Genomic DNA, 24,419 nt, shown 5'->3' with positions numbered 1-24,419 from the left:
TAAGATAGTCCAGTAGGCTATATAACAGACAATTGTAATATAAATGACCAAATACAGTCGGCATTAAATGTGTAGCTCGTCCTCATCTTCAATCATCAGAACCGCATTGCGCACATCGGCCAAACGCTGAATCAATGAGTCGTTAGCCCCATCAAATATTGCACACTCACGCTCATAGACGGTAGTTGGACGCATGATGTTATGTACTTGTACATGATTGCTGATTTGCTTGAGACCGGCATTTGGCAATAGTATTAATAGCTGTTCTTTTTTGCCGATACTCTGGAGCAAGTGGGTCATCGGCTCTGACTGCGCGTCATCACTCACACCCGCTTTTGCTGGTAAGGCAAAACGTGACAGCTCAATATGTTTGTCGTGGATAATTTTGTTGAGCATTAAATATAGCTTGGCAAGCATCACGCCTGCGAGTGCCACTTTTGCATGGCTATTATCAGCCTTTAGTACCACACTTGCGCCATTATCTTCGAAGTGAGCTTCATTCATCGCGCTCACGCCCAGTAGCAATGGTTGTCTTAGCAACTCAGTCACGGCTTGATTGAGTAGCTGGGTGCAGAGCGCTAGATACGGAAGACGCTGCGCAGGTGCAAGGCGTTCAAGCATATTGAACTCATCATGGAATACGACTTGGACTTTGACGCTATCAATAGACCGTGTGGCAGACAGTTTAGACGTATGGCTGGCAGCTTGAGAAGCAACACCGTCTATATCCGCTACTGCGCTTTCGCTACCTTCACTCGCACTCGCTAGATTGTCAGTATCGCTACCTGTTTCTTGGTTTTGCTGAGTTCTAAGGTACTCGTTCACTTCATTATGTACATTAAATTTGCGCGCATTAGTCACTTCGTCATCTGTGACATTAGCCGTATTATCAGTCGCTACTTGACTGTCTGCTAAATGAGACGCTGATTGACCCGTTGACTGGCGCTCAAGTTCACGGTCATAGCCACGTTGATCGACTGGTCTATATTGGTCACGATATAGCTCTTGGATATCTCGACTTAATGCGTTGATTTGCTCTTTGGTCGGACGAGCGAGGTAACCATAAATCAACCACAGCAATAAATGTAGCAGCATGGTGCCGATGACAAACGGCCATTGCATGGCGATGATCTCGCCTTTGCTAACGTCTTTCAAAGTCAGTGCAACGCTACCGATGACTGCATCGCCATTGGTGGCGATTTGACGAATAGTGTCACCTTGCTGCATTGGCGCATTGCCTACTGGCACCAAGATATCATCGTTGTTGTCCTTAATCAGTATCCGTGTGACGTCTTGCTCGCTGGTATAGCGGTTGGCAATAACGCTTAAACTCACACGGTCTTTATTTTCTAAAGACAACCTTGCTTCATCAATCAGCTGGGCGACCATCTGCTCGCCTTTTAACGCACGACTATTGCTCAGCTGTTGGTCAGTACTAATGACCAATAACAGCGTCTGCAAACAAAAACTAACCAGAAGAATAATGGCAAACAACCCTTGCCGCGGCGCTAAATACGTCATGATATGTTAAACTTTTTTGGAGAGAAGAAATTAAAAAACGAGGCTACTGCTCATTTTTTGGCTAATTTTTAAACAATTATGATGCGCGCCAATGATAGTGCGCACATAGTGATAAAGCGGTACTGATTATTAACGACTATCAACAGCATCAATTTTGCCTTGCTATCTTTTGCGAATGCATCGTTAGTAAGAAAGCATCGTCAAGCAACAGCCAGCTTATCTCATCTACTATATCACCATAATAAGCCTTATAGCGTGAGCGCTTTATAAATTTATCATAATAACTTTATTGCATTTTCTATGGCTTCTTACGCCATAAAATCTGTTTTTTAGCATCATTGTTACTTTGCGCGTCATCTATAGGCGCTGCCCAGTAAAACTGTTATTATTCCTAATCTTATATGAGCATACAAGGGACAATTGAGCCATGCCAAAAAATACATCTTATTCGTTACCAAAAGACAGCAAAGCATGGCAACAAGCCGTTGATTCTATTGCGGCATTATTACCCGAAGATACCAATTTGCAAGACTTTGATGCGCTACAGTCGCTACCTGTTTTTGCGCTCATCGTCGTACTGCCGACTCAGGTATCCGCATTAGATATTCATCAGTACGTTCAGTCGTGGGTCGATGAACAGCCAAGCTGGCATCTAGTGACGGTTGCCGAAGATACTGACGCTAGCTTCGTCAATATCACGGTATCTGATACAGAGCCTACAGCTTCAGACGCACAGCGCCTACCCTTTACCCATACTCAAGTCTACCGTTATCTGCTAGTACCAGTCACTGACACGCTAATGCATCCTGGCAAAAAAACCGCAGCCGCTCACATCATTGATGATCAGCTGACCACTCGCTTGCGTCATGACCTAACTGAAGAATATAACAACACACGCAGTGTCGACAGCACAGGCAACATAAACGTCGTGGATTGTCATATCTTGTCTGTCGGTCATATGCTACGGACGCACAAACTTGCCTGCTTCGATATGGACTCAACCTTGATCGAGCAAGAAGTCATCGTAGAGCTGGCAAAAACAGCTGGGATTGGCGAAGAAGTTGAAGCCATCACTGAAGCAGCAATGCGCGGCGAGATTGATTTTGATGAATCGTTTGCTCAGCGTGTGGCTTTGCTAAAAGGCACTTCTACTGATGTGCTGGATGATATCTGTAGTCGCCTAACATTATCGACTGGTGCGCGCACAACGATTAGTGCGCTAAAAGCACTGGGTTATCATACGGTGCTGGTCTCGGGCGGCTTCACTTATTTTGCCCGTTATATCGCTGAGCAGTTGGGTATCGATGAAGTGCATGCCAACGCTCTAGATATCGAGGAAGGTGAAGTGACTGGTCATGTACAGTGGCCTATTGTCAATGGTGCCAAAAAAGCCGCTATCGTTGAGCATACCGCTGAGCGCTTAGGCATTGAGATGTCACAAGTGGTCTGTGTCGGTGATGGGGCCAATGACTTACCGATGATGGCACTGGCTGATCTGGGTGTGGCCTATCATGCCAAACCAATCGTTCAAGCACGTGCTGATGCCGCTATCAACGTGACAGGGCTTGAAGGTACTTTGTACGCTCTTGGCTATCCAGCCCTCGCTCCTACTGAGTAATCGCTAAGAATTCTAGATTATCCGCTAAGCTAGGTTAATGTTTTGTCATTAATCTGGCTTTTATGCTTTAGGGCATGGCTTAGACAAGAAAAGTAGCGTAGATAGTACCGATATATTAACCAGCTATTTGACGATGTCTGACAAGATTTAGCCATTTTTAGCTCAGTTAGATGACTATTAAGTGAATGGAAAACACGCCTTAGTAAGTGATGATAATTAATAAAATCTGCTATGCACACTGATGTTTAGCTAACGCTTGTTTTTAGCTTATACCTGTTTTTCGCTATTACTAAATTTCAGATAACACTTATTTTTAAACGATAAAGGAATGCCCATGACGGCACCACAATCTCCACGGCCAACTCAGCCGTCAGCGCCAACGCCACTAGAACAAGATACGGTACCTGTACGTACAGATAGCCCAAAGCAGCTGGTAGGTATCTATATCAGAGGTATGGCCATGGGCGCAGCTGATATCGTACCTGGCGTCTCTGGCGGCACCATTGCGCTGATTGCAGGGATTTACGAGCGCTTGATTAACGCGCTTGGCAGTATCGGCCCCAATCTTTGGACTATCTTTCGACAAGAAGGTGGCGTCAAAGGATTCGCTGCAATTTGGCGACAAGTAGACGCGACATTCCTATTGTGTTTGCTACTGGGTATTGCCACTAGCTTTGCAACCTTAGCCGGTATCATTAAGCATTTATTGGACAATCAACCATTGCTTATTTGGTCATTCTTTTTTGGACTGGTCGTTGCAACGGTATTTATCTTACTCAGTGAGATAAAGCGCTGGAATATAGGACGTGTCGCACTGTTTGCGACTGGACTTATTGCCGCCGTAGTCATTAGTAGTATGCCGTTACTCACGACCACGCCTAGCTTACCGTATCTGTTTTTTGCAGGGGCAATTGCTATTTGTGCCATGATCCTACCGGGGATATCAGGGTCGTTTATTTTGCTTTTGTTAGGTGCTTACGATGCAGTATTAGAAGCAGTCGATACGATGAATCTGAGTGCCATTTTCACAGTCATTGCGGGTATGGCGACTGGGCTATTGCTATTCACGCGCGCACTTAAATGGCTACTGTCACATTATTATCAGGCTACCTTGGCATTGCTGACAGGCTTTATCGCAGGATCTCTAATAAAAGTCTGGCCATGGAAAGTAGATGCGCTAGGCTCACTAAATACTGAAGCCGTTCATAATGTCATGCCGTGGCAATATCCTACTGGCGCACAGTGGTCAACGACAGTAGGACTTATGCTACTCGGTGCTATCTTAGTTTCGCTATTATCTTGGTGGGGTAATCGTACCAATCGAGTCTAAGTATTCAACGAACTGTCAATCCTGTTTGCTAGTTTGGCTCGGTCTGCTAGCTAACAAACGCCTTCCTAGCCTAGCAAAATCGTTTCCATATTCCTCAAAATAAGCGCTACTCCTCACGGCGCTTAGCCTAAAATCTAGCCATCAAATATCGCAAAACAAGCCAAAAAACCAAACGTCAACGGTTGTCGCAAAGTCGCCTGCACCCTCTTCAGCTTTACTCAATAACCTCTCATAATAGTCTCATTGGAATTCACCTTATGAATAGCGAGATGAATGATGTTAATGACTATATTTTCTTTTATCGGTGTAGAGGCATGGAGCGGCGCGGCATGGCTTGGTTATGGACTGCTAGCCAGTTTAGTAATGGTGCTAGCTTTGTCGTCATATCGTTGGCTACTGCTATATCTGTTTGGTGGTATGGCTTACTGGTTCACCGTTGAGTTGATTCAAAATATATTAGCAGGTCGTCCTATATTGATGGAGCTATCGTCATGGCATCGCTATATCATCGCTATGGGCATCAGTTGGTTACCGTTGGCAGCTTGGGTATTGTATCGGGCATTGCGCTATGATGATGTGAGCCAAACAGTTAGTCAGCAACGTGAGCTAGAAGCCGCACGCTATATCGAGCATACTCCTGTCTACGATGATAATTATCAGCCACGTTTCCGTTAAAACTGTCCTATTTATACCTCTGTTTGTCTATATCAACACCTTACTTACGTCAGTGACATCGAATGTTACAAGATACTTAACGCTCTCTACTTAACTCCTAAAGAGTTGGCACCCTGTGATAGTTTATAATCCAGTTATATATTTGTCATAAAAACTGGTATAAAGTACGCTTTATTTTTATGCCTCATTTCTTTAGGAGTTCTGCTATGTTTACTGTTCCTGTATTAGATATCAAATCTGATCCATTAGATGCTTTATTAGCTGTAGTTGGCTATCGTCTGTCTATGTTAGCTGATAGCGATAACGAAGACGTCAAAGCATTATTCGCTGATCGTCAAGTTACGATTGAGTTTGCTAGTACTGAGTCTGATATCGCCCGTTCTTTTAGCTTTGACAATGGACAGTTCAATCAACAAAGCGGCCATGCAAAAGAAGCCGATTTGACCATCACTTTTAAAGATTCTATGACTGGCGTTAGACTGCTAACCAAAGGTAGCTTGCCTGCCTTTATGACTGCTGTACAAGAAGGTAACTTGAGCATCGAAGGCGACTATAGCCTAATGATGTGGTTCAACAAACTTGCTAAGCATATCGTTCCAGCTATCCCAGAAGAGTGCAAACCATATATCCAAAAAGCTAAACCTTACGCTTATAAAGCACAGAAATTTGCTGAGCATTGGGTTGGTATCGCCAAGCACAAACTTGGTAAATAAAAAGAATGGTGCACTGAGCGGTAGTCATTGGTAGAATGGATGATATAGAACTAGATAGCCAAACGTATAGTTACTATTTATGTGCGCTACTGTGACAATTATACATACTGTCTAGCAGTGTTCTGATTTTCTAAAAAGGTTGCGGTATACTATACGGCAACCTTTTTTGTTACCTTATAAATGACAATAGATAAAAACATTGGTTTTATTTAATACCCTCTCATTCTTATAAAAGGACTTACCTTATGGCAGGATTGCTTAGCATCTCCGAACCTGACGCCACCCAGCCAACTGATCTAGCCACTCAGCCAGATACGACCAACAGTGATTTTTTGGCCAATCTAGCCACAGACGCGACTCAAACTGATCATAAAGTTGCCACCACGTATAGCCGTGAAGAAATCGCGCAACTGTTTGATTTACCTCTAATGGACTTGCTATTACAAGCACAAACCATCCATAGAAAGCATTTTACTGCCAATGAAGTACAAATCAGCACGCTACTCTCTATCAAAACGGGCAACTGCCCTGAAGATTGCGGCTACTGCTCACAGTCAGGTCATCATCGCGACACTACCAAACTACAAGCAGAAAAGCGCATAGAAGTTGACAAAGTCATCGCAGCGGCCAAACGTGCCAAAAACAGTGGCTCATCGCGCTTCTGCATGGGTGCCGCATGGAAACATCCAAGTGCCAAAGACATGCCTTATGTGGTTGAGCTGATCAAAGAAGTGAAAGCATTGGGACTTGAAACTTGCATGACACTGGGTATGCTTGATACCAATCAAGCAACACAGTTGGCCGATGCAGGGTTAGATTACTACAACCATAACCTAGATACTTCACGCAGCTACTATGAACAAGTCGTCAGCACACGTAGCTATGATGAGCGCTTAGACACAATAGAAAACGTGCGTAACTCTGGCATCAACGTCTGTAGTGGTAATATCGTTGGTATGGGTGAAAGCCGTGATGACCGTATCGATTGGGTACTTGAGCTACTAAAAATGCCAAAAGCGCCTGAATCAATTCCAGTCAACTTACTTGTGCCTATTGCAGGTACACCGATTGGGGACAAAGTACTGGCCGAGGGTCAGCTGTCTGTACTTGAGTGGATTCGTACTATTGCGGTCGCCCGTATTTGCTGCCCGACTAGCTACGTGCGTTTATCTGCTGGCCGCGAAAGTCTATCTGATTCTGAGCAAGCATTAGCCTTTATGGCAGGTGCTAACTCATTCTTTTATGGTGACAAGCTTCTTACTACTGGTAATGCAAGCCAGTCAGGCGACGATAGACTCATGCGTGAGCTTGGCCTAACCAAACAGTTTGCCGCACCAAGAGCGCCTAAAGTACTGCCTGTGATGGATGCGATGAATGGTCATCAAACACAAGTTGTATTGGCAGACTAAGCCCAAGCTAAAATATACAAGTTAAGCAAGAGAAACTATGATGGCAGATTATTTCAACTGGATTAAAGCGGCGCACATTATTTCGATGGTCTGCTGGTTTGCGGCGATATTTTATTTGCCGCGCCTGTTTGTCTATCATGCAATGAGTGACGATAGCATCAGTCATGAGCGCTTTGCCATTATGGAGCGCAAGCTGTATCGCGGCATCATGACCCCATCAATGATAGCGACATGGGTCTTTGGTCTATGGATGTTGGGACTAGGCTGGGATGTTTATAAAACCCAAGGCTGGCTCCACGTCAAATTGCTATTAGTTGTGCTACTGTCAGGCTATCATGGTGCTTGCGGCTTTTATCGTAAGAAGCTAATTGATAATCCACATTATAAAACGCATAAATTCTGGCGCTGGTTTAATGAAGTGCCTGTCTTCGCCTTAGTGATTATCGTCATTCTAGTCGTGGTAAAACCGTTTTAATATCAGAAAAACCATTTAACCTGTAAAACAAAAGCGTCCGTAACTTTAATGAGTTGCGGACGCTTTTTTATTCACTTATAGAACAGGTTGTCAAACTGGAAATATCAGATACTAAACACTAGGGCGCATAATTTGGTAAACATTGCTTAAGTCATAAACGCGGTAACGAGCTGGTTCACGGCGATTTTCGCCAGCATAGCTCAGTATCAAAGCCTGCTTGGCACGCTCATCGACCCAACCGACAAACAGTCCACTATGCTCGACGCCATTGTAACCATGATTGATATAATAGAGCCAGTCGCCTGCTTCAATCTCACTGCTACTAGCATAGGGCCCTTGCGCATAAGTGCCTTTGTGTATGGTATTACGCGATACCCCTGCCCGATTAAATACAGCATTTAAATAGTCCCAGCAGCCACCTTGAATAATTGTGCGCTCGTTAAGTGCCATTTTGCGTGCGGTACTGACTACCTCACGTGCTGCCATACTACTCTGCGTCTCGGCATTGCTCAATAGCGGCAAATATTCGCTATCGACATTGTCATAGTTTCCTGATAAAAACGCCGGTAAAACCGTAGGTGCTGAACGCTGTACCTCAGGATAACGATAGGACGTATTCGTCGTTGGTTGAATAGATTTTTGGGCGATAAGCATACTCATACTATCTGCATGAGCTTGTCCTACCATGCCGCAGGTAAATAGTAAAAAACCGCACGACGCGGCGACTGACGGTATAGACAAACGCAGCATGACTAACTCCTTGTCAATAGATCTCAATGACAGTATTAATAATAAGAAGGATAAATTTTATAATCCTACTTATAAACCATTTGCGCACAAATCTGCAAGTACTATTCGCCTGCGACAGGTGATAGACGGTATAAATATACTGATAGATGACGATATTGGGAAGACGCGCGTCGAGTGAAATTTAAAATGACACTTAAGTTAGAAGTTTAGATAATACGAAGACAATAGCTATGCTTTGGTAAAGTATGAAATTAAGAAAAGATACTAATTACTTTTCATTTTAATATTTACATGACGTTTCGTTAGCGCTTGCCCTTCTAAGATAGCTTTCGCAGCTTTTGCTTCTTGAGCACTCTCAAAGCCAGTAATACGATACTTGCGAACGTCACTGCTATCGACAATCTGTAATTGCTCGCCAGTCAGCGTTATCTTATCACCGTCAGTCAAATGAATATGTTCACGCTTACCTAGATTGTCATGGACCAGCTCGCCAGCCCTTACCCACAATATGCCGCTGCTAATCATACCGCTCATGGCTTTCTTATGCTGCTGGCGCTTTTTATTGAAAATAAAGCTACCAATGATAAGCAGTGCAAGTGCACCGATGGCTAAACGCTCAGGCAACAAGCTCATCGCCATGGCGACTGCGACGGCCCCTACTAATAATGCAGAACCAAACCAAAACATGCCATTATCAGCAGCATTTGCTTGCCCTTGTAAGGTGATTTTGGCGCCATCATCTGTCAGCTTGAGCATGTGTTGTTACCTATTACGTAATGTACGAATATTTTCTATTAAAAAACTGCCTATTAGTAGCTAACAGGCAGTTATTGACACTAAAAACAAAGACAGTATGTTGAATCTAAACGCTAGTCTACCAACCAAGCGCCGTCTGTTGCATTTTAATCAATTCAGCGATGCCTTTTTCAGCTAATGACAGCATAGCATCTGCTTGAGCACGAGTGAACGGCTTTTCTTCAGCAGTACCTTGCACCTCAATGTACTCACCTTTTTGGGTCATCACGACGTTCAAGTCGGTATCGCAGCTAGAGTCTTCTTCGTAGTTCAGATCCAGATATGCTTCGCCATCTTTCATACCAACAGAAACCGCAGCAACCAATCCGATGAGCGGATCTGCTTTAAGTTTCTTGGCCTTTTGGATACTCTCTAGCGCATCGATAAGTGCAATTGCAGCACCAGTAATACTCGCCGTACGAGTACCACCATCCGCTTGCAACACATCGCAATCTAGATAGATAGTGTTTTCACCAAGCTTACTCAGATCAATCATGGCACGTAAGCTACGACCAATCAAACGCTGAATCTCTTGCGTACGACCTGACTGTTTGCCGCGAGCCGCTTCACGCTGATTGCGCGTGTTGGTCGCACGCGGCAACATACCATACTCAGCTGTGATCCAACCTTTGCCTTTACCTTTGAGCCAGCGCGGCACACCAGATTCTACACTGGCAGTACATAGTACCTTGGTATCGCCAAAACTTACCAGTACTGACCCTTCAGCATGCTTCGTATAATGGCGCTCAAAGCTGATCGAGCGAAGTTGGTCAAGCTCACGATTGTCAATACGCATAAAAATTCCTAGTACAATGTTATAAAAGCAGTGTCATAAAAATACCTATCAGTCGTTAGCAAACACATTGATAGGTATGTAGTCGACTAAAATCTTAAGATATCCTAACGTGACAACGGCGCAATAGCAAGATTCACACCTGCCATTACGCCATCGTTATCAACAGAATGTCAGATATAAGCTATTCTAACCCTTCCATCTTACGCAATTCCTTACGTAGGATTTTGCCAACGTTCGACTTTGGTAATTCGTCAACGAACTGTATATGACGTGGGCGCTTGTAGCCAGTCAGTTGTTTTTTGCCATATTCTAGTAGCTCTTTTTCAGTCACGTTACCTTTTTTGACCACAAATAGCTTTGGTTCTTCGCCGCGATCATCGTTTGGAACACCAATAGCACCGCATTCTACGACTGCTGGATGTTCACTCATCGCTTCTTCAATTTCGTTTGGATAGACGTTAAAACCGGACACCAAAATCATGTCTTTTTTGCGATCGACAATTTTGATAAAACCTTTTTCGTCCATGATGCCGATATCGCCAGTTTTTAAGTAGCCACTAGCCGTAAAGGATTCAGCAGTTTCTTTCGGACGATTCTGATAACCAATCATGACCTGTGGACCTTTTACACAGATTTCACCACGATCGCCCATGGCTACTATATTTTCGTCATCATCAATGAGTACGATATCGGTGCTAGGCGCAGGAATACCGATTTTTCCAGTAAATTCCGCAATAGTCATCGGATTGAAAGCTACGACAGGTGAGGTCTCAGATAGGCCATAACCTTCAACGATAGGCAGACCAGTGATTTTATGCCACTCTTTGGCTACGCTAGGCAATACTGACATACCACCGCCGATAGACGCTTTTAGGTTAGAAAAGTCCAAATCAGCAAAGTTATCTTTGTGTACTAAGCCATTAAACAAGGTATTTACGGCAGGGATAAACGCTGGCTTGTACTTGGCCATCTCTTTGATAAGTCCATCAAGATCGCGCGGATTCGGAATGAGTAGCGAGGCATAACCTTGATACATACTACACATACCGCAGACCATAAATGAGAATACATGATATAACGGTAGTGCAGTCAAAATCACGTCTCTACCATCTATATCATCATCAAATGCACTGTTCATCAGCGCACTGACCTGTAGCATGTTGGCGACTAGATTGCCATGAGACAGCATCGCCCCTTTCGCCACTCCCGTCGTACCACCAGTATATTGCAGCAAGGCCACATCGCTTAAGTTCAACTCAGGGCGTTGGTACTTACTGGCTGACTCAGCATTTAAGGCATGCTTGAAGCTCACACTATTCGGTATGCTATAAGCAGGAATCATCTTTTTGACATGACGAGCCACGAGGTTGACCACGGCTCCTTTAATCGTACCTAGCATATCACCAATGGTACACACGACTACATGCTCTACCTGACCTTTGTCTTCGGCATCTTGATACGTCTTGGCAAAGTTTTCAACGATAAATAGCGCTTTAGCACCACTGTCATGCAACTGATGTGACAGCTCACGGCTGGTGTATAGAGGATTTACATTGACCAACACCATCCCTGCGCGAATGATACCCAAAGCGACCACTGGATACTGCAAGACGTTGGGCATCATTACCCCAACTTTATCGCCTGCGACCAGTCCTATTGACTGCAAATAGCTAGCAATCTGTCGGCTATATAGATCTAATTGCTTAAAAGTAATAGATGCACCCATACAGATATAGGCAGGTTTTTGGCCATAACGGCTAAAATTACGCTCGAACACATCCAGTAAAGAGGTATTGTCTTCTGGCATCTCGATAGTAGCATCGATGCTATAGCGCTCATAAGCGCTCAGCCACGGACTATCGCTGTCGATGGTTGGCATAGTAGGAAACGCATTGCTTTGATAAACGTCGTTAGTAGTATTGGCTTTATCATCAGTTGCAGCGCTATTATCTGTCGTTTTTTTATTAATATTATCCGTCATAATTTTCCCTAAATGTTACTGTTAAAAACATTGAATATGCTAATGGAAACACCATTTTTTATGATTATCGCTGACAGCAGAAGCTTATGAATAAGAAATAGATAAGTATGATCGGGTTTGTCATTCATAAGCTTTGCAAATTAAAGTGTGTTACTGGGTCTATGATAAATAATACTACCACTCAGGACGACCAAGTCGAAAACGATATTTACTACCCTGATTTCACCAGTTACCTTAAGTAAAACCAGTACGATTTTTTGGACAAAAACAAAAATACGTCGATGGGCACTATAGCAGTTTTAATAGATATTCTCTATTAATAGTAGCTGTCATCCGCAAATGTCAAAAGCGATAAAGACAAAAAAATGATAAGACAGCATGGTTGCAGCCTTATCATTTTTGGTTACTACTTTAGTTACTACAGTATCTAATTTAGCGACACTTTCACATGTGCCTTTAGTTAATACACGCAGCTATCAAACAACTATCTAGGTGCGTGTATCAGCAAATTAACCGTGGTTTTTTTCTTCAAGTACGCGTAAATCTTTACGCAGAATCTTACCAACGTTCGATTTTGGTAGCTCGTCAATAAACTCAACACGACGAGGACGTTTATAACCTGTTAGATTCTCTTTACCATACTCAAGAACTTCTTCAGTGGTCAGACTAGGATCGTTACGGACAACATAGATCTTAGGAATCTCACCGCTCTTCTCATCTTCAATACCGATGACGCCACATTCCAAAATCTTAGGATGGCCAGCCATGACTTCTTCGACTTCGTTCGGATAAACGTTAAAACCAGACACCAAAATCATATCTTTTTTGCGGTCAACGATGGTCACATATCCGTTGTCAGCCATGATACCGATATCACCAGTACGGAAAAACCCATCTGCTGTCATGACTTCGGCAGTAGCATCTTCACGGTTCCAGTAGCCTTTCATGACCTGTGGGCCACGAACACTAATCTCACCGCGCTCACCAAGTGCTACTTCATTACCTGCATCATCCAAAATTGCCACATCTGTTGCTGGCATCGGTACACCAATGGTACCTGTGAATGTTTTGCTGTTGCTAGGATTAGAGGTCGCAACTGGTGCTGTTTCAGACAGGCCGTAACCTTGAATGATAATATTACCCGTTACTTGACGCCATTTTTCAGCCGTTGGGCTCAGTACTGCCATGCCGCCACCCATCGATTGACGCAGCTTGCTATGATCCATCGCGATAAATTCTTCGTTATTGGCAAGCGCGTTGAACAACGTGTTGACCGCTGGGAAGAACGCTGGTGGATTGGCTTTATATGCTTTTAACAAGCTATCAAGATCGCGTGGGTTTGGTACTAATAGCACCACACAACCGCGATACAGACCGAACATACCACATACGGTGAATGAGAAAATATGATACATCGGCAATGCAGTCATAATCACAGGTTGCTCACCTCTTTGATCGAAATCATCAAAAGCAGAGCCCAAAAAGGTATTAGACTGAATTAAGTTTGCCACCAAGTTTTTGTGCGTTAGCATGGCGCCTTTCGCCACACCTGTCGTACCACCGGTATATTGTAGGACAGCGATATCATCAAGCGTGATATTGGTTGGGCGCTTATATTTGCTAGCCGTGACTTGCTTTAGTGCCGTTTTGAAACTGATGCTATTAGAAATACTGTAGTCTGGCACCATTTTTTTAACATGGCGGACGACTGTATTGACCATAAAGCCCTTGAGTGTACCCATCAAATCGCCCATACCCGTAATCACGACTTTATCAACCACATTGCGACCGATGTCTTGATAGGTTTTGGCGAAGTTTTCGACCATGATTAGCACTTTGGCGTCTGAATCAGTCAATTGATGCTCAAGCTCTCTGGTAGTGTACAGAGGGTTGACGTTGACTAAGGTAAGGCCTGCACGTAGTACAGCGATGACAGAGATGGGTAACTGCAAAATGTTGGGCATCATGACCGCAACTTTATCGCCTTTGACCAATCCTAATGATTGTAGATAAGCGGCCATTTGACGGCTGTATAGATCTACTTCTTGGAAGCTTAACGATGAACCCATGCAGATATAGGCAGTTTTATCAGCATTTTCAGCGAAGCTTTTTTCGAAAATATCGATAAGTGACGTATTGTCGGCTGGCAACTCAATGTCATACTCCAAACCAAGTTCTTCATACGTTTTTAGCCAAACTTTATCGTCACGACGGGTTAAGTTTCCTTGATTTTCCATAATCTTTTCTCTCCTAGTAATAATACATTACCGTCAACCCACGCCAATCACAGTGTGATAAATATACAAAAGGTCAGAGTCTTGCCTATCGTTATGATAAAAAGCAAGACTGCGACATATTTGTATAGTGCTGAGCGAACAATATAGCGGTAAATAGCCCTTTGTTCATTAACATACACACTTTATACATAGTACTCAATACAAAAGATTGCTACACCAGTTCTCAAATAGGCTTGACGCTCAATATCTATATATATATCAACATATTAGATTAAAAAACTCAGTCAAGCTATTAGAAAATATGACCATTGACTTTTGCCCCTTAATGACCCTGCCGACACGATATCTGTTCACTATCGGCTGTTTTTTAGTGTACTCGCCAGCTCAGTCAACGTCACAAAATTGCGACGAGTACCATCAGTATCGCTACTTGGTCTATCTGCGATACTACTTTTGGCAAGCTTAGTGCTATCACTGTACTGCCAATCGTTAATATAATCGCTTTGAGTCAAGCGTTGACCGAATCCTGCTACTGCCATCGCAAACTGAGTATCGATACTGGCTTTATTTAAAGCGTGGCTAGCTTTATTAATAGGTTGGCTAACGAGTTTGGAGCTACCACCTGTCGGTTCTTTATAACGAATTTTTAGATAGCCAAGCTCATTAGAGTTCTTTTTGTTATTCGAACTAATACTGGCATTACTATTAGCATAACGGCGATCGCTATATAACCCTTTTTGACCTTTTGGTGTCACTTCAAACAAAGCGATAACCGCCTTACCTGCCCCAAGCTCACCTGCATCAATTTTGTCATTATTGAAATCTTCTTCAGCCAGTACGCGATTTTCATAACCAATCAAGCGCCACTCACTCACCACATCAGGATTAAACTCAACTTGGACTTTTACGTCTTTAGCGACGGTGTTAAATGTCGCGGCTAATTCATCGCCAAAGACTTTTTTTGCTTCAGTTAGACTATCAATATAGCTGTAATTACCATTGCCGTTGTCCGCCATCTGCTCCATCATGTGATCATTCAGATTACCGCGACCAAAGCCAACGGTAGACAAAGAGATATCGCGATCGCGATTGGCTTTGACCAAATCAAGCATCTCATCGACATCACTAATACCGACATTAAAATCGCCATCCGTTAACATCATGATTCGATTGATACCGTTCTTTTTTAGTCCTTGCTCAGCTTGTCTGTAGGCCAATTTAAGAGCATCTTCCCCATTGGTTGAGCCTGAGGCATTTAATCCCTCGATTGCAGCCAATATTTTTGCTTTTTGGTCACCATTGGTCGCAGGCAACGCCACACTAGTACTACCTGAATAGGTCACAATACTGATGCTGTCTTGAGCGCGCATCTGCTCTGTTAACAGCTTAAGCGAAGACTGTGCCAGTGGCAGCTTATCGCGCGACGACATAGAGCCTGAGACATCTACTAAAAATACGAGATTGGCAGGTGGTATAGACCGCTTATCTGTTTTTTGCGACCAGCTACTATCAACGGCTTTGATGCCAACCTTTACGATTTTATTATCCTGATCCGCTCTATCCCAAGGCGAGTCCACTACTTCAGTTGATACAACAAACGGGGCACTACCTAAGCGTTTGCCATCATCAAATTGATAGTTAAAATAATTAATCAATTCCTCTACCCGTACGGCATTAACAGGTGGTAGTTGACCCTCGTTTAAATAGCGGCGCACATTGGCGTAGCTGCCCGTATCGGTATCGATAGACAAGGTAGAAACCGCCATATCCGTAGTTCGATGTACAGGATTGGCTGCGTTTTTTTGATAGTTGTCTTTTGCCTCTGGCGTGACTATGATGCTCGGTAGTGGGCGTACGATACCTGTCTGCGCCGCAGAACGTATCATCATCTGTTGGCTGATGACTGAGGGCTTAACACTGGGTGACGCCATGATAGACTCTGACACCACTGCTGCATCTTGATTGACTGTGCTGCTTGTCTCGGCTGGTAGCGTTTTGCTCATTTGTGAAGGGCTACAGGCTGTCAATCCTAGACTTGCTATAGCAGTAATTAATAGTACATTTTTAGTAGACTTTTTCCCTATGCGCTTATTTTCATTTTTTAGCATTGTAGAGGCAGAAATTTTAGATAAAGGGTCAAATGACATAACAGAAATTCCTTATTGTAAGATAATTCGGTAGCGACTTGTCCGTGTCAATATATGGTTAATGCTATTTAAATAGACAAATCAGCCGCCTTATTCAGTCTATTAACTGTCATACTTTCAGTTATTAATTTTGCATTAAAACTATTCTGAACCTACTGTCTGTAGACTACAGACAGATAAAATATCCTAAATAAAAACGATTAAATATTAAGATATTTATTACCCTTATAAAAAACAAATATTAGATTTACTATACTTAACTTAATCTATAAAAGCTATGAATCACCATACTATAAAAGACCTTTATAAGCGCTTATTTTAAGCACGTCACGAGATGTCGTATATTCTGACATACGTCTTTTTAATTGGTGCAATATCCTTTACGATAGCACTATCCTATTTGTATGCTTGAACCAATTATTTATACCTATTAAAACTGATAAGTGAATCCTATTTTATGTCTGATGTTATTGATCATACGATCGCCCCAATTATCCCTAATGAGCCGATGGATACTCGTTCAGTCGCAGAGTTCACTGAGCAGGCCTATCTCAACTATGCCATGTACGTCATCATGGATCGGGCGCTGCCAAATATCGCCGACGGTCTAAAACCTGTCCAGCGTCGCATCGTCTATGCCATGAGCGAGCTTGGGCTAAAGTCATCTGCTAAGGCGAAAAAATCCGCGCGTACGGTCGGTGATGTATTGGGTAAATACCATCCACATGGTGATAGCGCTTGTTATGAAGCCATGGTACTGATGGCTCAGCCGTTTAGTTATCGCTATCCGCTTATCACTGGTCAAGGTAACTGGGGTAGCCCAGATGATCCGAAATCTTTTGCTGCGATGCGTTATACCGAAGCTAAAATGTCGGCTTATGCCAATACATTGCTCGCAGAATTGGGTCAAGGCACGGTCGACTGGCAAGATAACTTCGATGGTACGATGCAAGAGCCAACTACCCTACCTGCCCGCCTGCCTAATATCTTATTAAACGGTACAACAGGTATTGCGGTTGGTATGGCAACCGATATTCCACCGCATAACCTTAATGAAGTGGTACGCGCTGCCATTCGTCTGCTTAAAAACCCAGAGCTGTCGGTTAAGCAGCTTACCCAATCGGTACCAGCACCTGACCTACCAACGCCAGCGGAAATCATCACTAGCAAAAAAGATTTGCAAGCGATGTACGAGACTGGACGTGGCAGTTATAAGATGCGCGCGACGTTCCATATCGATCCTAAAGAAAAAAATCTCGTCATTATTGATGCGCTTCCTTACCAAGTTTCAGGCAACAAAATCCAAGAGCAAATTGCTAAGCTTATGACTGATAAGAAGCTGCCTTGGGTGACGGATATTCATGATGAATCAGATCACGAAAATGCCTGCCGTATCGTCCTTGAGTTACGCTCAACGCGAGTCGATGTCGATCGTGTCATGAGTCACCTATTTGCTAGTACTGACCTAGAAAGCAATTACCGCGTCAATATGAATATGATTGGCTTAAATGGTAAGCCTCAGGTGAAAAACCTAAAGGAAGTCTTGGAAGAATGGTTAATCTGTCGCCGCTCGGTGGTCACGCGACGCTTGCAATATCGCCTCGATAAAATCGATAAACGCTTGCATATCTTGGCAGGTTTACTGATTGCTTATCTGAATATTGATGAAGTGATTCGCATCATTCGTGAAGAGGATGATCCAAAAGCGACCTTGATGCAGGATTATGACCTGACTGACATTCAAGCCAATGCTATCTTGGATATTCGTTTGCGTCAGTTGGCAAAATTAGAAGAGATTGAGCTGCGCCGCGAGCAAGATGAACTCGCTGCCGAACGTGCCATCATTCAAGAGTACTTAGACAATCCAGACAGTCTAACCAATCTGATGATCGATGAGCTTACCGCCGATATGAAAGAACATGGCAACGAGCGTGCATCACCATTAGCAGAGCGTGAAGAGGCGCAAGCACTGAAAGAGTCAGATCTCGTACCGAGTGAGCCGGTCACTGCCATCTTATCAAAAGCGGGTTGGATTCGTGCTGCCAAAGGTCATGATGTCGATGCTGCTGGTATGAGTTACCGCTCAGGTGACAGCTATCAAGCGCACGTGCGCGGCAAATCAAACGAAAGAATTTACGTACTCGACAGTACGGGACGCAGCTATAGTATCGATGCGCACAACTTAGCGTCTGCGCGTGGTCAAGGTGATCCATTGACCAGTGTATTAAAGCCGCCAGCGGGCGCTAGCTTTGAGCAGCTACTAACGGGTGATAACGATCAACGCATTATCCTTGCTAGTTCAGCAGGTTATGGTTTTATCAATACCATTGGCAACCTCGATAGCAATCAAAAAGCTGGTAAAAACGTCATTAACCTAGCAACTGATAGTCGCTTGCTCCCTGTTGCACGTATCGACGCGCCAGTAGAGACCGCCGCTAATACCGAAGGTGAAAATAGCAATACACGCGTGACCCCTGATCATGTTGCTGTCGCGACCAATGCAGGATACCTACTGATATTTGCCCTTGATGATTTGCCTGAACAGGCTCGCGGTAAAGGTAACAAACTTATTAAACTAAAAGACGGGGAAGAAGTACTTGCTATCACACCACTTAGTCAGCAAGACAGCCTTGTCATCACTGCTGGCAAACGCCATGTGACACTCAAGCCAAATGATTTGGCTAACTATACGGGTGTTCGTGGTAATCGTGGTGGTCAGTTGCCAAGAGGTTTTCAGAATGTGACGAGTGTTGAGGTTGGCTAGTTTGACTAGTTAAATTTTGGAAATCCTAGTTTAAAACTTAGATGATAAAATTAAACAGCTCCTATTAAAAAGCCGCCCATACACAATGTATAGGCGGCTTTCTTATGACAATCAAAATCAAGAATTTACTTAAGATTTATTGGATTCACTAACCGCAAAGATCGTTTTCAGGAAGCTTGTAATCTGAGTGCTTTTCATTAAATACGGATTAAAGTCAGCACCTGCCGAGAAGCTTTTTAGGGTATATGCTTCGTCTTCTGCACTTGATGTTAAATATTTTATTAAAAACCCATCCCACCTACGTTCTTCTATTTCCTCAATCTCACTGAGGTGGGGTACTAGGTAAGAGTACTCACTGATTAATTTTACTAGTATTTCATTGATAAGAGGTCTTGGACCTTCAATATTTTGAATAAAGTAATTGTCATTCACGACAAGCGCTGAGGTTACACCACTTTTTTCATTATTCCTTCGCCATTGCTCAAGCAGACGAGCCAACCCTATCCCATTATTACTGTCACTATTTCTGCCAATATACGTTAGGCTGAGAGTAATATGCTCACCATGTCTTTTTCTATCTTCTAAAGGTTGGCCGGTAGTGATACGCATAAGAAACCTTATTTATAAAAAACTATCTAAATCAAAAGATACTTTATAGACGGCTTTTTTACGCCAATTAAAATAGATGACTCTTATGATATGTAAATGCTACTCACTTAAAACCTATCGGATTCAGCACCTTCAAATATCGCTGTTAGAAAATTTTCAATCTGAGTACTTTTCATTAGGTAAGGATTGAAATCAAACCCTGCTGAGAAACTTTTTAAGGCATACTCTTCATCTTCGACACTTTCCGTCAGGTGTTTGGTTACAAACCCATCCCATCGAAGCGCTTCTATCTCTTCCACCTTGACAACATTAGGAATAATCTTAAAATGCTCATCAATTATCTTTGCTAGAGCAGCGTTGACCGCCGGTCTTGAGCCTTGAATGTTTTGAACAAAGTAACCGTCATTGATCACAAGCGCTGCAACTAACCCACTTTCCTCAAAGTATCTTCGCCACTGTTCAAGAGCACGAGTCAACTCTATACCTGTTTTCATTTCGATGTTTTTACCGATATACGTTAGGCTAATCAGCAGATGCTCGCCATGTCTTTTCCTATTTTCTGACGTTTGATTGGTCGTTATTTGCATAAGAAAATCCATTTATATAATAGGTATATAAATTAATATACACTTTATCATAAAGTATAATCAATAAAACTCTTGGGAATTGACCAGTTTCTTGTCATCTATAATTTGTAATAACATGATAAAAACAGATATCACTAGGTCATTTTTAGTAGTTAAGTCCTGCAAGAGTCAGGTATGAATAGTCACTTATGAACATCCGCCAATATTTTATCCAGTTGCTAAGAAAACATCCTGTACCGATACTGCTAACTTACTTTCAACAAAAAGCCGCCTATACACAGGTATAGACGGCTTTTATATTTTAGCTAGGACAAGTGGATGTTGCCTATTCTAAGAGGTAAATGCTTAAAAACTAAATGCTATTCATTTAAAGTTAATTAGATTCAGCATCTTTAAATATCGCTTTCAAAAAGCTTTCAATCTGAGAGCTTTTCATTAGATAAGGATTGTAGTCAGAGCCTGCTGAAAAGTTCTTTAGGGCATGCTCTTCATCTTCAACGCTTGAGGTTAGATGTTTAACTAAAAACCCACTCCATTGGCGCGATTCAATTTCCTCTATATTCACAATATTAGGAACAATAGTGGAATGCTCGTCAAGTATCTTTTCCAAGGCAGTATTGATAGCAGGTCTTGTCCCTTGAAAACTTTGAACGAAATAACCTTCACTAATGACTAAAGCTGAAACGATATCGTTCTCTTCAAAATATCTGCGCCAGTACTCAAGTGCGCGAGTCAGCTCAATCCCCGAATCTAGATCGACATTTTTGGCGATATATGTCATGTGGATAAGAATATGCTCGCCATGCCTTTTTCTATCTTCTGAAGGTTGGCTTGTCGTTATGTTCATAAGAAACCTTATTTATAAAAAATTCATTCAAATCAAGGTATACTTTAGGATAAAGTATAATTAATAACGTTTTTTATCATTTGCTATGATTTTTTTAGATTTATAACATAGAAGTTTCAATGATATAGCATACCGATATCCATAGTAGTAAAATTATACTACAAAGTTGTCACGTTCAGTATCTTGGCATTATTCTAATAGTTAACAAGCCTAATCTATATTCTCCTATAGCCCTGCCTCAACGCACTTATATGACTAAGTCATGTTTACTTATAGACTAAACTCTACAAGCATTTATCAGGGTCTATCATGTTTATTAAGTTAGCGTATTTATAGGTATATAAAACACAACCTACCTTCAATAAAAAGCCGTCTATGCTATGTATAAACAGTTTTGTATAGACGACTTTGTTGCATACTAATTGTTGCATATTAATTGAATAGCTAACGTATCAATACCGACCCATCTCAACTGTTGTTTCAGCAAGTACCGAGTCGCCTTGCCATGCTTGTACATCTACCGTATATAGATGGTTCTTGCCGCCAGAGCAAGGCGGCTTATATGCACCGCCCGCCTCACCTTTACGGTTACGGTATTCTGCAACCATCTCAATACCTACTGGTACTTCGTAAGTATGACCAAATACTCTTGGCACTTCTGCGCTCGTAGCACCCTCTGGTAGTACAAACTCGACAATGCCATGGCCGCCATGCTGCATACGTTTGTTGCTTACATCGTTGTAGACGAACACCAAGCTTTCCGCGCCTACCGGAATGTTTGAAACAGTCATGCTAGGCGTGGCTGGACTTTTGCCATCATAGTTTAAACATTGCTGCCCCTCAGGTATTTTTTTGCCATCCCAAGCAGCATCATTAAATTCAACATCCATTGCAAAAGCATTGGCAGATAAAGCCAAGGTTGCCAAAACTGTAACCGATTTTAAGGTAAAGAAGTTCATATTTATTCCTTTAGGTAACTGATGCATTAATGATGATAGTCATCTTATTTCGTAGATTAGTTTTGATAATTGAATATAACTTTATAATAAATAAACACGGTTAAGTTAATCATATCGTTTAGCATTTTTGTTAATCCTTTGGACAAGCAATGAGCGGTTCTACAGGCTACATCCAAATACTGTCTCAATAAGCGTATTTGCAGCATCATAGGTTACTCGATAGGTATTTATCTGATTGGGTATGTTGTAGTAGTATCTGAATCATTGTAACTACACGACTAAGAATAATAGGATCATCATGTTTATCGAAGATAAGATTGCCAAAGAAAGTATGACTACTAAGATTTCGACCCCCAAAATCATCTTTTTTGACATTGATGATACCCTAAGTCGTAACGGCATCATCGCTGAACACAATAAAGCGACGCTTGAGCAGCTTGCAGATACCGATATTAAACTGGTAATTTCGACTGGTCGTTCTAAAGCCATATTGCCTGAAGACATTCTAGCGTTGCTCGACGCAGATATATTGGATGCCATTATTTGTATGAATGGACAATATAGTTTTGATAAAAGCGGCCGAATCAGCCATTATCCATTAACTGCTGAACAGACAGATAAAATCGTGCGCCTGTGCCAGCAGAGTGATTTGATTCATAAGTTTGACTCTGCCACTCATATCGCTTGGTCAGGTGAAAATGAACGTTTACGCGAGTTCAATGCGGTCACGTCCAATTCGATCCTTGACCCTGAGTACTACAAATTAAATACTGTCTATCAGTGCTCGGTATTTTTTAACAATCAGCAAGAAAAGATGCAAGACATCAATTTTGCCCAGTATGATTTAAAGCTGGTACATTGGCATCAGATTGGTGCTGATATATTACCAGCAGAGGCATCAAAAGCTCGCGGTATCAAAGATGTATGCGAGTACTATGATGTAGATGCAAGCGAGTGCATGGCATTTGGTGATGGTATGAATGACCTAGAGATGTTTGATCTGGTTGGGTTTGCCGTGGCCATGGGAGATGCGCAGCCAGCTTTAATAGAACGCGCTGATTTCGTCACTGGGACGATTGAAGAGTATGGTATTCAAACCGTACTTAATCAGTTAGAAATGAAGTCATAAGACTGTTCAGGCACATAAAGCCATTAATATTTATCTAATTAACGTTCATTTAAAAAAGCCCTTACTAACCGACTAGTAAGGGCTTTTTATTATGGTCTAATTTTATATAGACGATTCAAATGAAAACTGTAGCGGTGATGATTTCATTACGTCGACGATCGTTTCTTTTCTTCTACAAATCCAATAGAACCTTAAGGCGTCAGTTAAGGGCTCAATTAAGGCATAGTCAAGCCACCATCGACAGCGATAGATTGTCCAGTAATCGCCATGCTCAAATCGGATGCCATGAGCAATACTGAATTGGCAAAGTCAGCCACCGAAGTCGCTTGGCGCAGCGGTGTTGTAGTCGCGATATAGTCGAATACTTCTTCAGTGGTTAAGCTACTTGCATCGGTAGTTTTTAATAATCCGCCTGCCAGCAAATTAACCCGGATACCATACTGACCAAGCTCACTTGCTAGGTTGCGCGTTAGCCCAATCAACGCTGATTTAGCCGTGGTGTAATCATAATAGGTAACCACTGGGTTGTAGACAAGATTGGTTGAGATATTAATAATTTTACCTACTTGCTGCGCTTTCATTTGAGGCAGCACCGCTTGCACTGTATTGACTGCGCCTTTAACGATACCGTCCATTTGTTGTGAAAAATGCGACCACTTTACGGTCTCAATACTGGTGTACGCAGCACTTGGATTGAACTGATAACTGGGCAAAGCATTATTGACCAATATATCGATACGACCATGACGAGTGATGACTTCAGCTACCATGGCTTGTACTTGCTCAAGATCGGTCACATCCGCCTGATAAGCAAATGCTTGGCCACCTGTCGCGATGATGTCAGCCACTACCGCCTCAGCAGCCTGTTTACTATTGAGGTAGTTGACGCAAACGATAGCGCCTGCTGCTGCCATTTGCTGTGCAATCTGTGCACCAAGCCCTCGACTGGCACCAGTGACTATGGCGACTTTATCCGTAAGCAATGCTGGTATAACTGAGTGGCTTTTATTCAAGGTGTTTTGAGTTGAGGTACTTTCGGTCATTGTGCTGTATCCTTTATTATTATGGTATGGTTGG

The 24,419-nt window shown here is 42.6% G+C and carries 20 protein-coding genes; 8 read left to right on the top strand and 12 right to left on the bottom strand.

The window, feature by feature from the left end:
- Positions 1 to 63 precede the first annotated feature (63 nt).
- On the bottom strand, positions 64 to 1,521 hold the full coding sequence (locus tag ABFV72_RS06065) for a hypothetical protein (RefSeq protein WP_347162833.1): 1,458 nt from the start codon (positions 1,519 to 1,521) through the stop codon (positions 64 to 66).
- Positions 1,522 to 1,948: 427 nt separating this feature from the next.
- Here ABFV72_RS06065 and serB point away from each other — a divergent pair, with 427 nt between their 5' ends.
- From serB to hemJ, 6 genes are all read left to right on the top strand, one after another.
- Positions 1,949 to 3,139, top strand: coding sequence for a phosphoserine phosphatase SerB (serB, locus tag ABFV72_RS06060; protein WP_347162832.1), 1,191 nt, complete (start codon positions 1,949 to 1,951; stop codon positions 3,137 to 3,139).
- Positions 3,140 to 3,473: 334 nt separating this feature from the next.
- A complete protein-coding gene (locus ABFV72_RS06055; RefSeq protein ID WP_347162831.1) occupies positions 3,474 to 4,469 on the top strand; it encodes a DUF368 domain-containing protein in 996 nt (331 codons plus the stop codon).
- A 282-nt stretch (positions 4,470 to 4,751) separates the two neighbouring features.
- The gene (gene aciT, locus ABFV72_RS06050; RefSeq protein ID WP_347162830.1) at positions 4,752 to 5,144 is read left to right on the top strand and encodes an AciT family ciprofloxacin tolerance protein; all 393 of its coding nucleotides are present in this window, start codon (positions 4,752 to 4,754) and stop codon (positions 5,142 to 5,144) included.
- A gap of 206 nt (positions 5,145 to 5,350) precedes the next feature.
- A complete protein-coding gene (locus ABFV72_RS06045; protein ID WP_296208198.1) occupies positions 5,351 to 5,857 on the top strand; it encodes an SCP2 sterol-binding domain-containing protein in 507 nt (168 codons plus the stop codon).
- A gap of 245 nt (positions 5,858 to 6,102) precedes the next feature.
- On the top strand, positions 6,103 to 7,266 hold the full coding sequence (gene bioB / locus ABFV72_RS06040) for a biotin synthase BioB (protein WP_347162829.1): 1,164 nt from the start codon (positions 6,103 to 6,105) through the stop codon (positions 7,264 to 7,266).
- Positions 7,267 to 7,306: 40 nt separating this feature from the next.
- On the top strand, positions 7,307 to 7,741 hold the full coding sequence (hemJ, locus tag ABFV72_RS06035) for a protoporphyrinogen oxidase HemJ (RefSeq protein ID WP_102090486.1): 435 nt from the start codon (positions 7,307 to 7,309) through the stop codon (positions 7,739 to 7,741).
- Positions 7,742 to 7,852: 111 nt separating this feature from the next.
- Here the strand turns inward: hemJ and ABFV72_RS06030 are convergent, their stop codons facing one another.
- The 6 genes from ABFV72_RS06030 to ABFV72_RS06005 all read right to left on the bottom strand — a co-directional run bounded on the left by ABFV72_RS06030 (position 7,853) and on the right by ABFV72_RS06005 (position 16,447).
- On the bottom strand, positions 7,853 to 8,491 hold the full coding sequence (locus ABFV72_RS06030; RefSeq protein WP_347162828.1) for a hypothetical protein: 639 nt from the start codon (positions 8,489 to 8,491) through the stop codon (positions 7,853 to 7,855).
- Between the two features lie 264 nt (positions 8,492 to 8,755).
- Positions 8,756 to 9,247 carry a hypothetical protein gene (locus tag ABFV72_RS06025; RefSeq protein ID WP_347162827.1) on the bottom strand — a complete coding sequence of 164 codons (492 nt, stop codon included), beginning with the start codon at positions 9,245 to 9,247 and terminating at the stop codon, positions 8,756 to 8,758.
- A gap of 118 nt (positions 9,248 to 9,365) precedes the next feature.
- Positions 9,366 to 10,082 (bottom strand): ribonuclease PH, encoded by a 717-nt coding sequence (gene rph, locus ABFV72_RS06020; RefSeq protein WP_347162826.1) that lies wholly within the window; start codon positions 10,080 to 10,082, stop codon positions 9,366 to 9,368.
- A 181-nt stretch (positions 10,083 to 10,263) separates the two neighbouring features.
- Positions 10,264 to 12,063 carry an AMP-binding protein gene (locus ABFV72_RS06015; RefSeq protein ID WP_347162825.1) on the bottom strand — a complete coding sequence of 600 codons (1,800 nt, stop codon included), beginning with the start codon at positions 12,061 to 12,063 and terminating at the stop codon, positions 10,264 to 10,266.
- A gap of 509 nt (positions 12,064 to 12,572) precedes the next feature.
- Positions 12,573 to 14,300 carry an AMP-binding protein gene (locus ABFV72_RS06010; RefSeq protein ID WP_347162824.1) on the bottom strand — a complete coding sequence of 576 codons (1,728 nt, stop codon included), beginning with the start codon at positions 14,298 to 14,300 and terminating at the stop codon, positions 12,573 to 12,575.
- Positions 14,301 to 14,653: 353 nt separating this feature from the next.
- Positions 14,654 to 16,447, bottom strand: coding sequence for a vWA domain-containing protein (locus tag ABFV72_RS06005; RefSeq protein ID WP_347162823.1), 1,794 nt, complete (start codon positions 16,445 to 16,447; stop codon positions 14,654 to 14,656).
- A 457-nt stretch (positions 16,448 to 16,904) separates the two neighbouring features.
- On the opposite strand from ABFV72_RS06005, the gene parC reads away from it, so the two are divergent.
- Complete coding sequence (parC, locus tag ABFV72_RS06000; protein ID WP_347162822.1) at positions 16,905 to 19,211, top strand: DNA topoisomerase IV subunit A; 2,307 nt, start codon at positions 16,905 to 16,907, stop codon at positions 19,209 to 19,211.
- Between the two features lie 129 nt (positions 19,212 to 19,340).
- Here the strand turns inward: parC and ABFV72_RS05995 are convergent, their stop codons facing one another.
- From ABFV72_RS05995 to ABFV72_RS05980, 4 genes are all read right to left on the bottom strand, one after another.
- On the bottom strand, positions 19,341 to 19,820 hold the full coding sequence (locus ABFV72_RS05995; RefSeq protein ID WP_347162821.1) for a BLUF domain-containing protein: 480 nt from the start codon (positions 19,818 to 19,820) through the stop codon (positions 19,341 to 19,343).
- Between the two features lie 107 nt (positions 19,821 to 19,927).
- Positions 19,928 to 20,407, bottom strand: coding sequence for a BLUF domain-containing protein (locus ABFV72_RS05990; RefSeq protein ID WP_347162820.1), 480 nt, complete (start codon positions 20,405 to 20,407; stop codon positions 19,928 to 19,930).
- Positions 20,408 to 20,780: 373 nt separating this feature from the next.
- On the bottom strand, positions 20,781 to 21,254 hold the full coding sequence (locus ABFV72_RS05985) for a BLUF domain-containing protein (protein ID WP_347162819.1): 474 nt from the start codon (positions 21,252 to 21,254) through the stop codon (positions 20,781 to 20,783).
- A 452-nt stretch (positions 21,255 to 21,706) separates the two neighbouring features.
- On the bottom strand, positions 21,707 to 22,213 hold the full coding sequence (locus ABFV72_RS05980) for a hypothetical protein (protein ID WP_347162818.1): 507 nt from the start codon (positions 22,211 to 22,213) through the stop codon (positions 21,707 to 21,709).
- A gap of 298 nt (positions 22,214 to 22,511) precedes the next feature.
- Between ABFV72_RS05980 and ABFV72_RS05975 the strand changes: the two genes are divergently transcribed.
- The gene (locus ABFV72_RS05975; protein ID WP_347162817.1) at positions 22,512 to 23,342 is read left to right on the top strand and encodes a Cof-type HAD-IIB family hydrolase; all 831 of its coding nucleotides are present in this window, start codon (positions 22,512 to 22,514) and stop codon (positions 23,340 to 23,342) included.
- Between the two features lie 215 nt (positions 23,343 to 23,557).
- Here the strand turns inward: ABFV72_RS05975 and ABFV72_RS05970 are convergent, their stop codons facing one another.
- Positions 23,558 to 24,385 (bottom strand): 3-oxoacyl-ACP reductase, encoded by an 828-nt coding sequence (locus tag ABFV72_RS05970; protein WP_347162816.1) that lies wholly within the window; start codon positions 24,383 to 24,385, stop codon positions 23,558 to 23,560.
- Positions 24,386 to 24,419: the final 34 nt, after the last annotated feature.

It is taken from the genome of Psychrobacter proteolyticus (assembly GCF_039762275.1).
GTDB lineage: Bacteria > Pseudomonadota > Gammaproteobacteria > Pseudomonadales > Moraxellaceae > Psychrobacter > Psychrobacter proteolyticus_C.
This window is presented reverse-complemented; position numbering and strand designations above follow the sequence as displayed.

Excerpts from the sequence above, each read along its gene's own strand:
- ABFV72_RS05990 (WP_347162820.1), bottom strand. The coding sequence starts at position 20,407 with ATGCAAATAACGACCAATCAAACGTCAGAAAATAGGAAAAGACATGGC.
- ABFV72_RS06015 (WP_347162825.1), bottom strand. The coding sequence starts at position 12,063 with ATGACGGATAATATTAATAAAAAAACGACAGATAATAGCGCTGCAACT.
- bioB (WP_347162829.1), top strand. The coding sequence starts at position 6,103 with ATGGCAGGATTGCTTAGCATCTCCGAACCTGACGCCACCCAGCCAACT.
- ABFV72_RS06065 (WP_347162833.1), bottom strand. The coding sequence starts at position 1,521 with ATGACGTATTTAGCGCCGCGGCAAGGGTTGTTTGCCATTATTCTTCTG.
- ABFV72_RS06045 (WP_296208198.1), top strand. The coding sequence starts at position 5,351 with ATGTTTACTGTTCCTGTATTAGATATCAAATCTGATCCATTAGATGCT.
- ABFV72_RS06030 (WP_347162828.1), bottom strand. The coding sequence starts at position 8,491 with ATGCTGCGTTTGTCTATACCGTCAGTCGCCGCGTCGTGCGGTTTTTTA.
- ABFV72_RS06025 (WP_347162827.1), bottom strand. The coding sequence starts at position 9,247 with ATGCTCAAGCTGACAGATGATGGCGCCAAAATCACCTTACAAGGGCAA.
- hemJ (WP_102090486.1), top strand. The coding sequence starts at position 7,307 with ATGGCAGATTATTTCAACTGGATTAAAGCGGCGCACATTATTTCGATG.
- serB (WP_347162832.1), top strand. The coding sequence starts at position 1,949 with ATGCCAAAAAATACATCTTATTCGTTACCAAAAGACAGCAAAGCATGG.
- ABFV72_RS06055 (WP_347162831.1), top strand. The coding sequence starts at position 3,474 with ATGACGGCACCACAATCTCCACGGCCAACTCAGCCGTCAGCGCCAACG.
- rph (WP_347162826.1), bottom strand. The coding sequence starts at position 10,082 with ATGCGTATTGACAATCGTGAGCTTGACCAACTTCGCTCGATCAGCTTT.
- ABFV72_RS05985 (WP_347162819.1), bottom strand. The coding sequence starts at position 21,254 with ATGAACATAACGACAAGCCAACCTTCAGAAGATAGAAAAAGGCATGGC.
- ABFV72_RS06005 (WP_347162823.1), bottom strand. The coding sequence starts at position 16,447 with ATGTCATTTGACCCTTTATCTAAAATTTCTGCCTCTACAATGCTAAAA.
- aciT (WP_347162830.1), top strand. The coding sequence starts at position 4,752 with ATGACTATATTTTCTTTTATCGGTGTAGAGGCATGGAGCGGCGCGGCA.
- ABFV72_RS05980 (WP_347162818.1), bottom strand. The coding sequence starts at position 22,213 with ATGAACTTCTTTACCTTAAAATCGGTTACAGTTTTGGCAACCTTGGCT.
- ABFV72_RS05970 (WP_347162816.1), bottom strand. The coding sequence starts at position 24,385 with ATGACCGAAAGTACCTCAACTCAAAACACCTTGAATAAAAGCCACTCA.
- ABFV72_RS05975 (WP_347162817.1), top strand. The coding sequence starts at position 22,512 with ATGTTTATCGAAGATAAGATTGCCAAAGAAAGTATGACTACTAAGATT.
- ABFV72_RS05995 (WP_347162821.1), bottom strand. The coding sequence starts at position 19,820 with ATGCGTATCACTACCGGCCAACCTTTAGAAGATAGAAAAAGACATGGT.
- parC (WP_347162822.1), top strand. The coding sequence starts at position 16,905 with ATGTCTGATGTTATTGATCATACGATCGCCCCAATTATCCCTAATGAG.
- ABFV72_RS06010 (WP_347162824.1), bottom strand. The coding sequence starts at position 14,300 with ATGGAAAATCAAGGAAACTTAACCCGTCGTGACGATAAAGTTTGGCTA.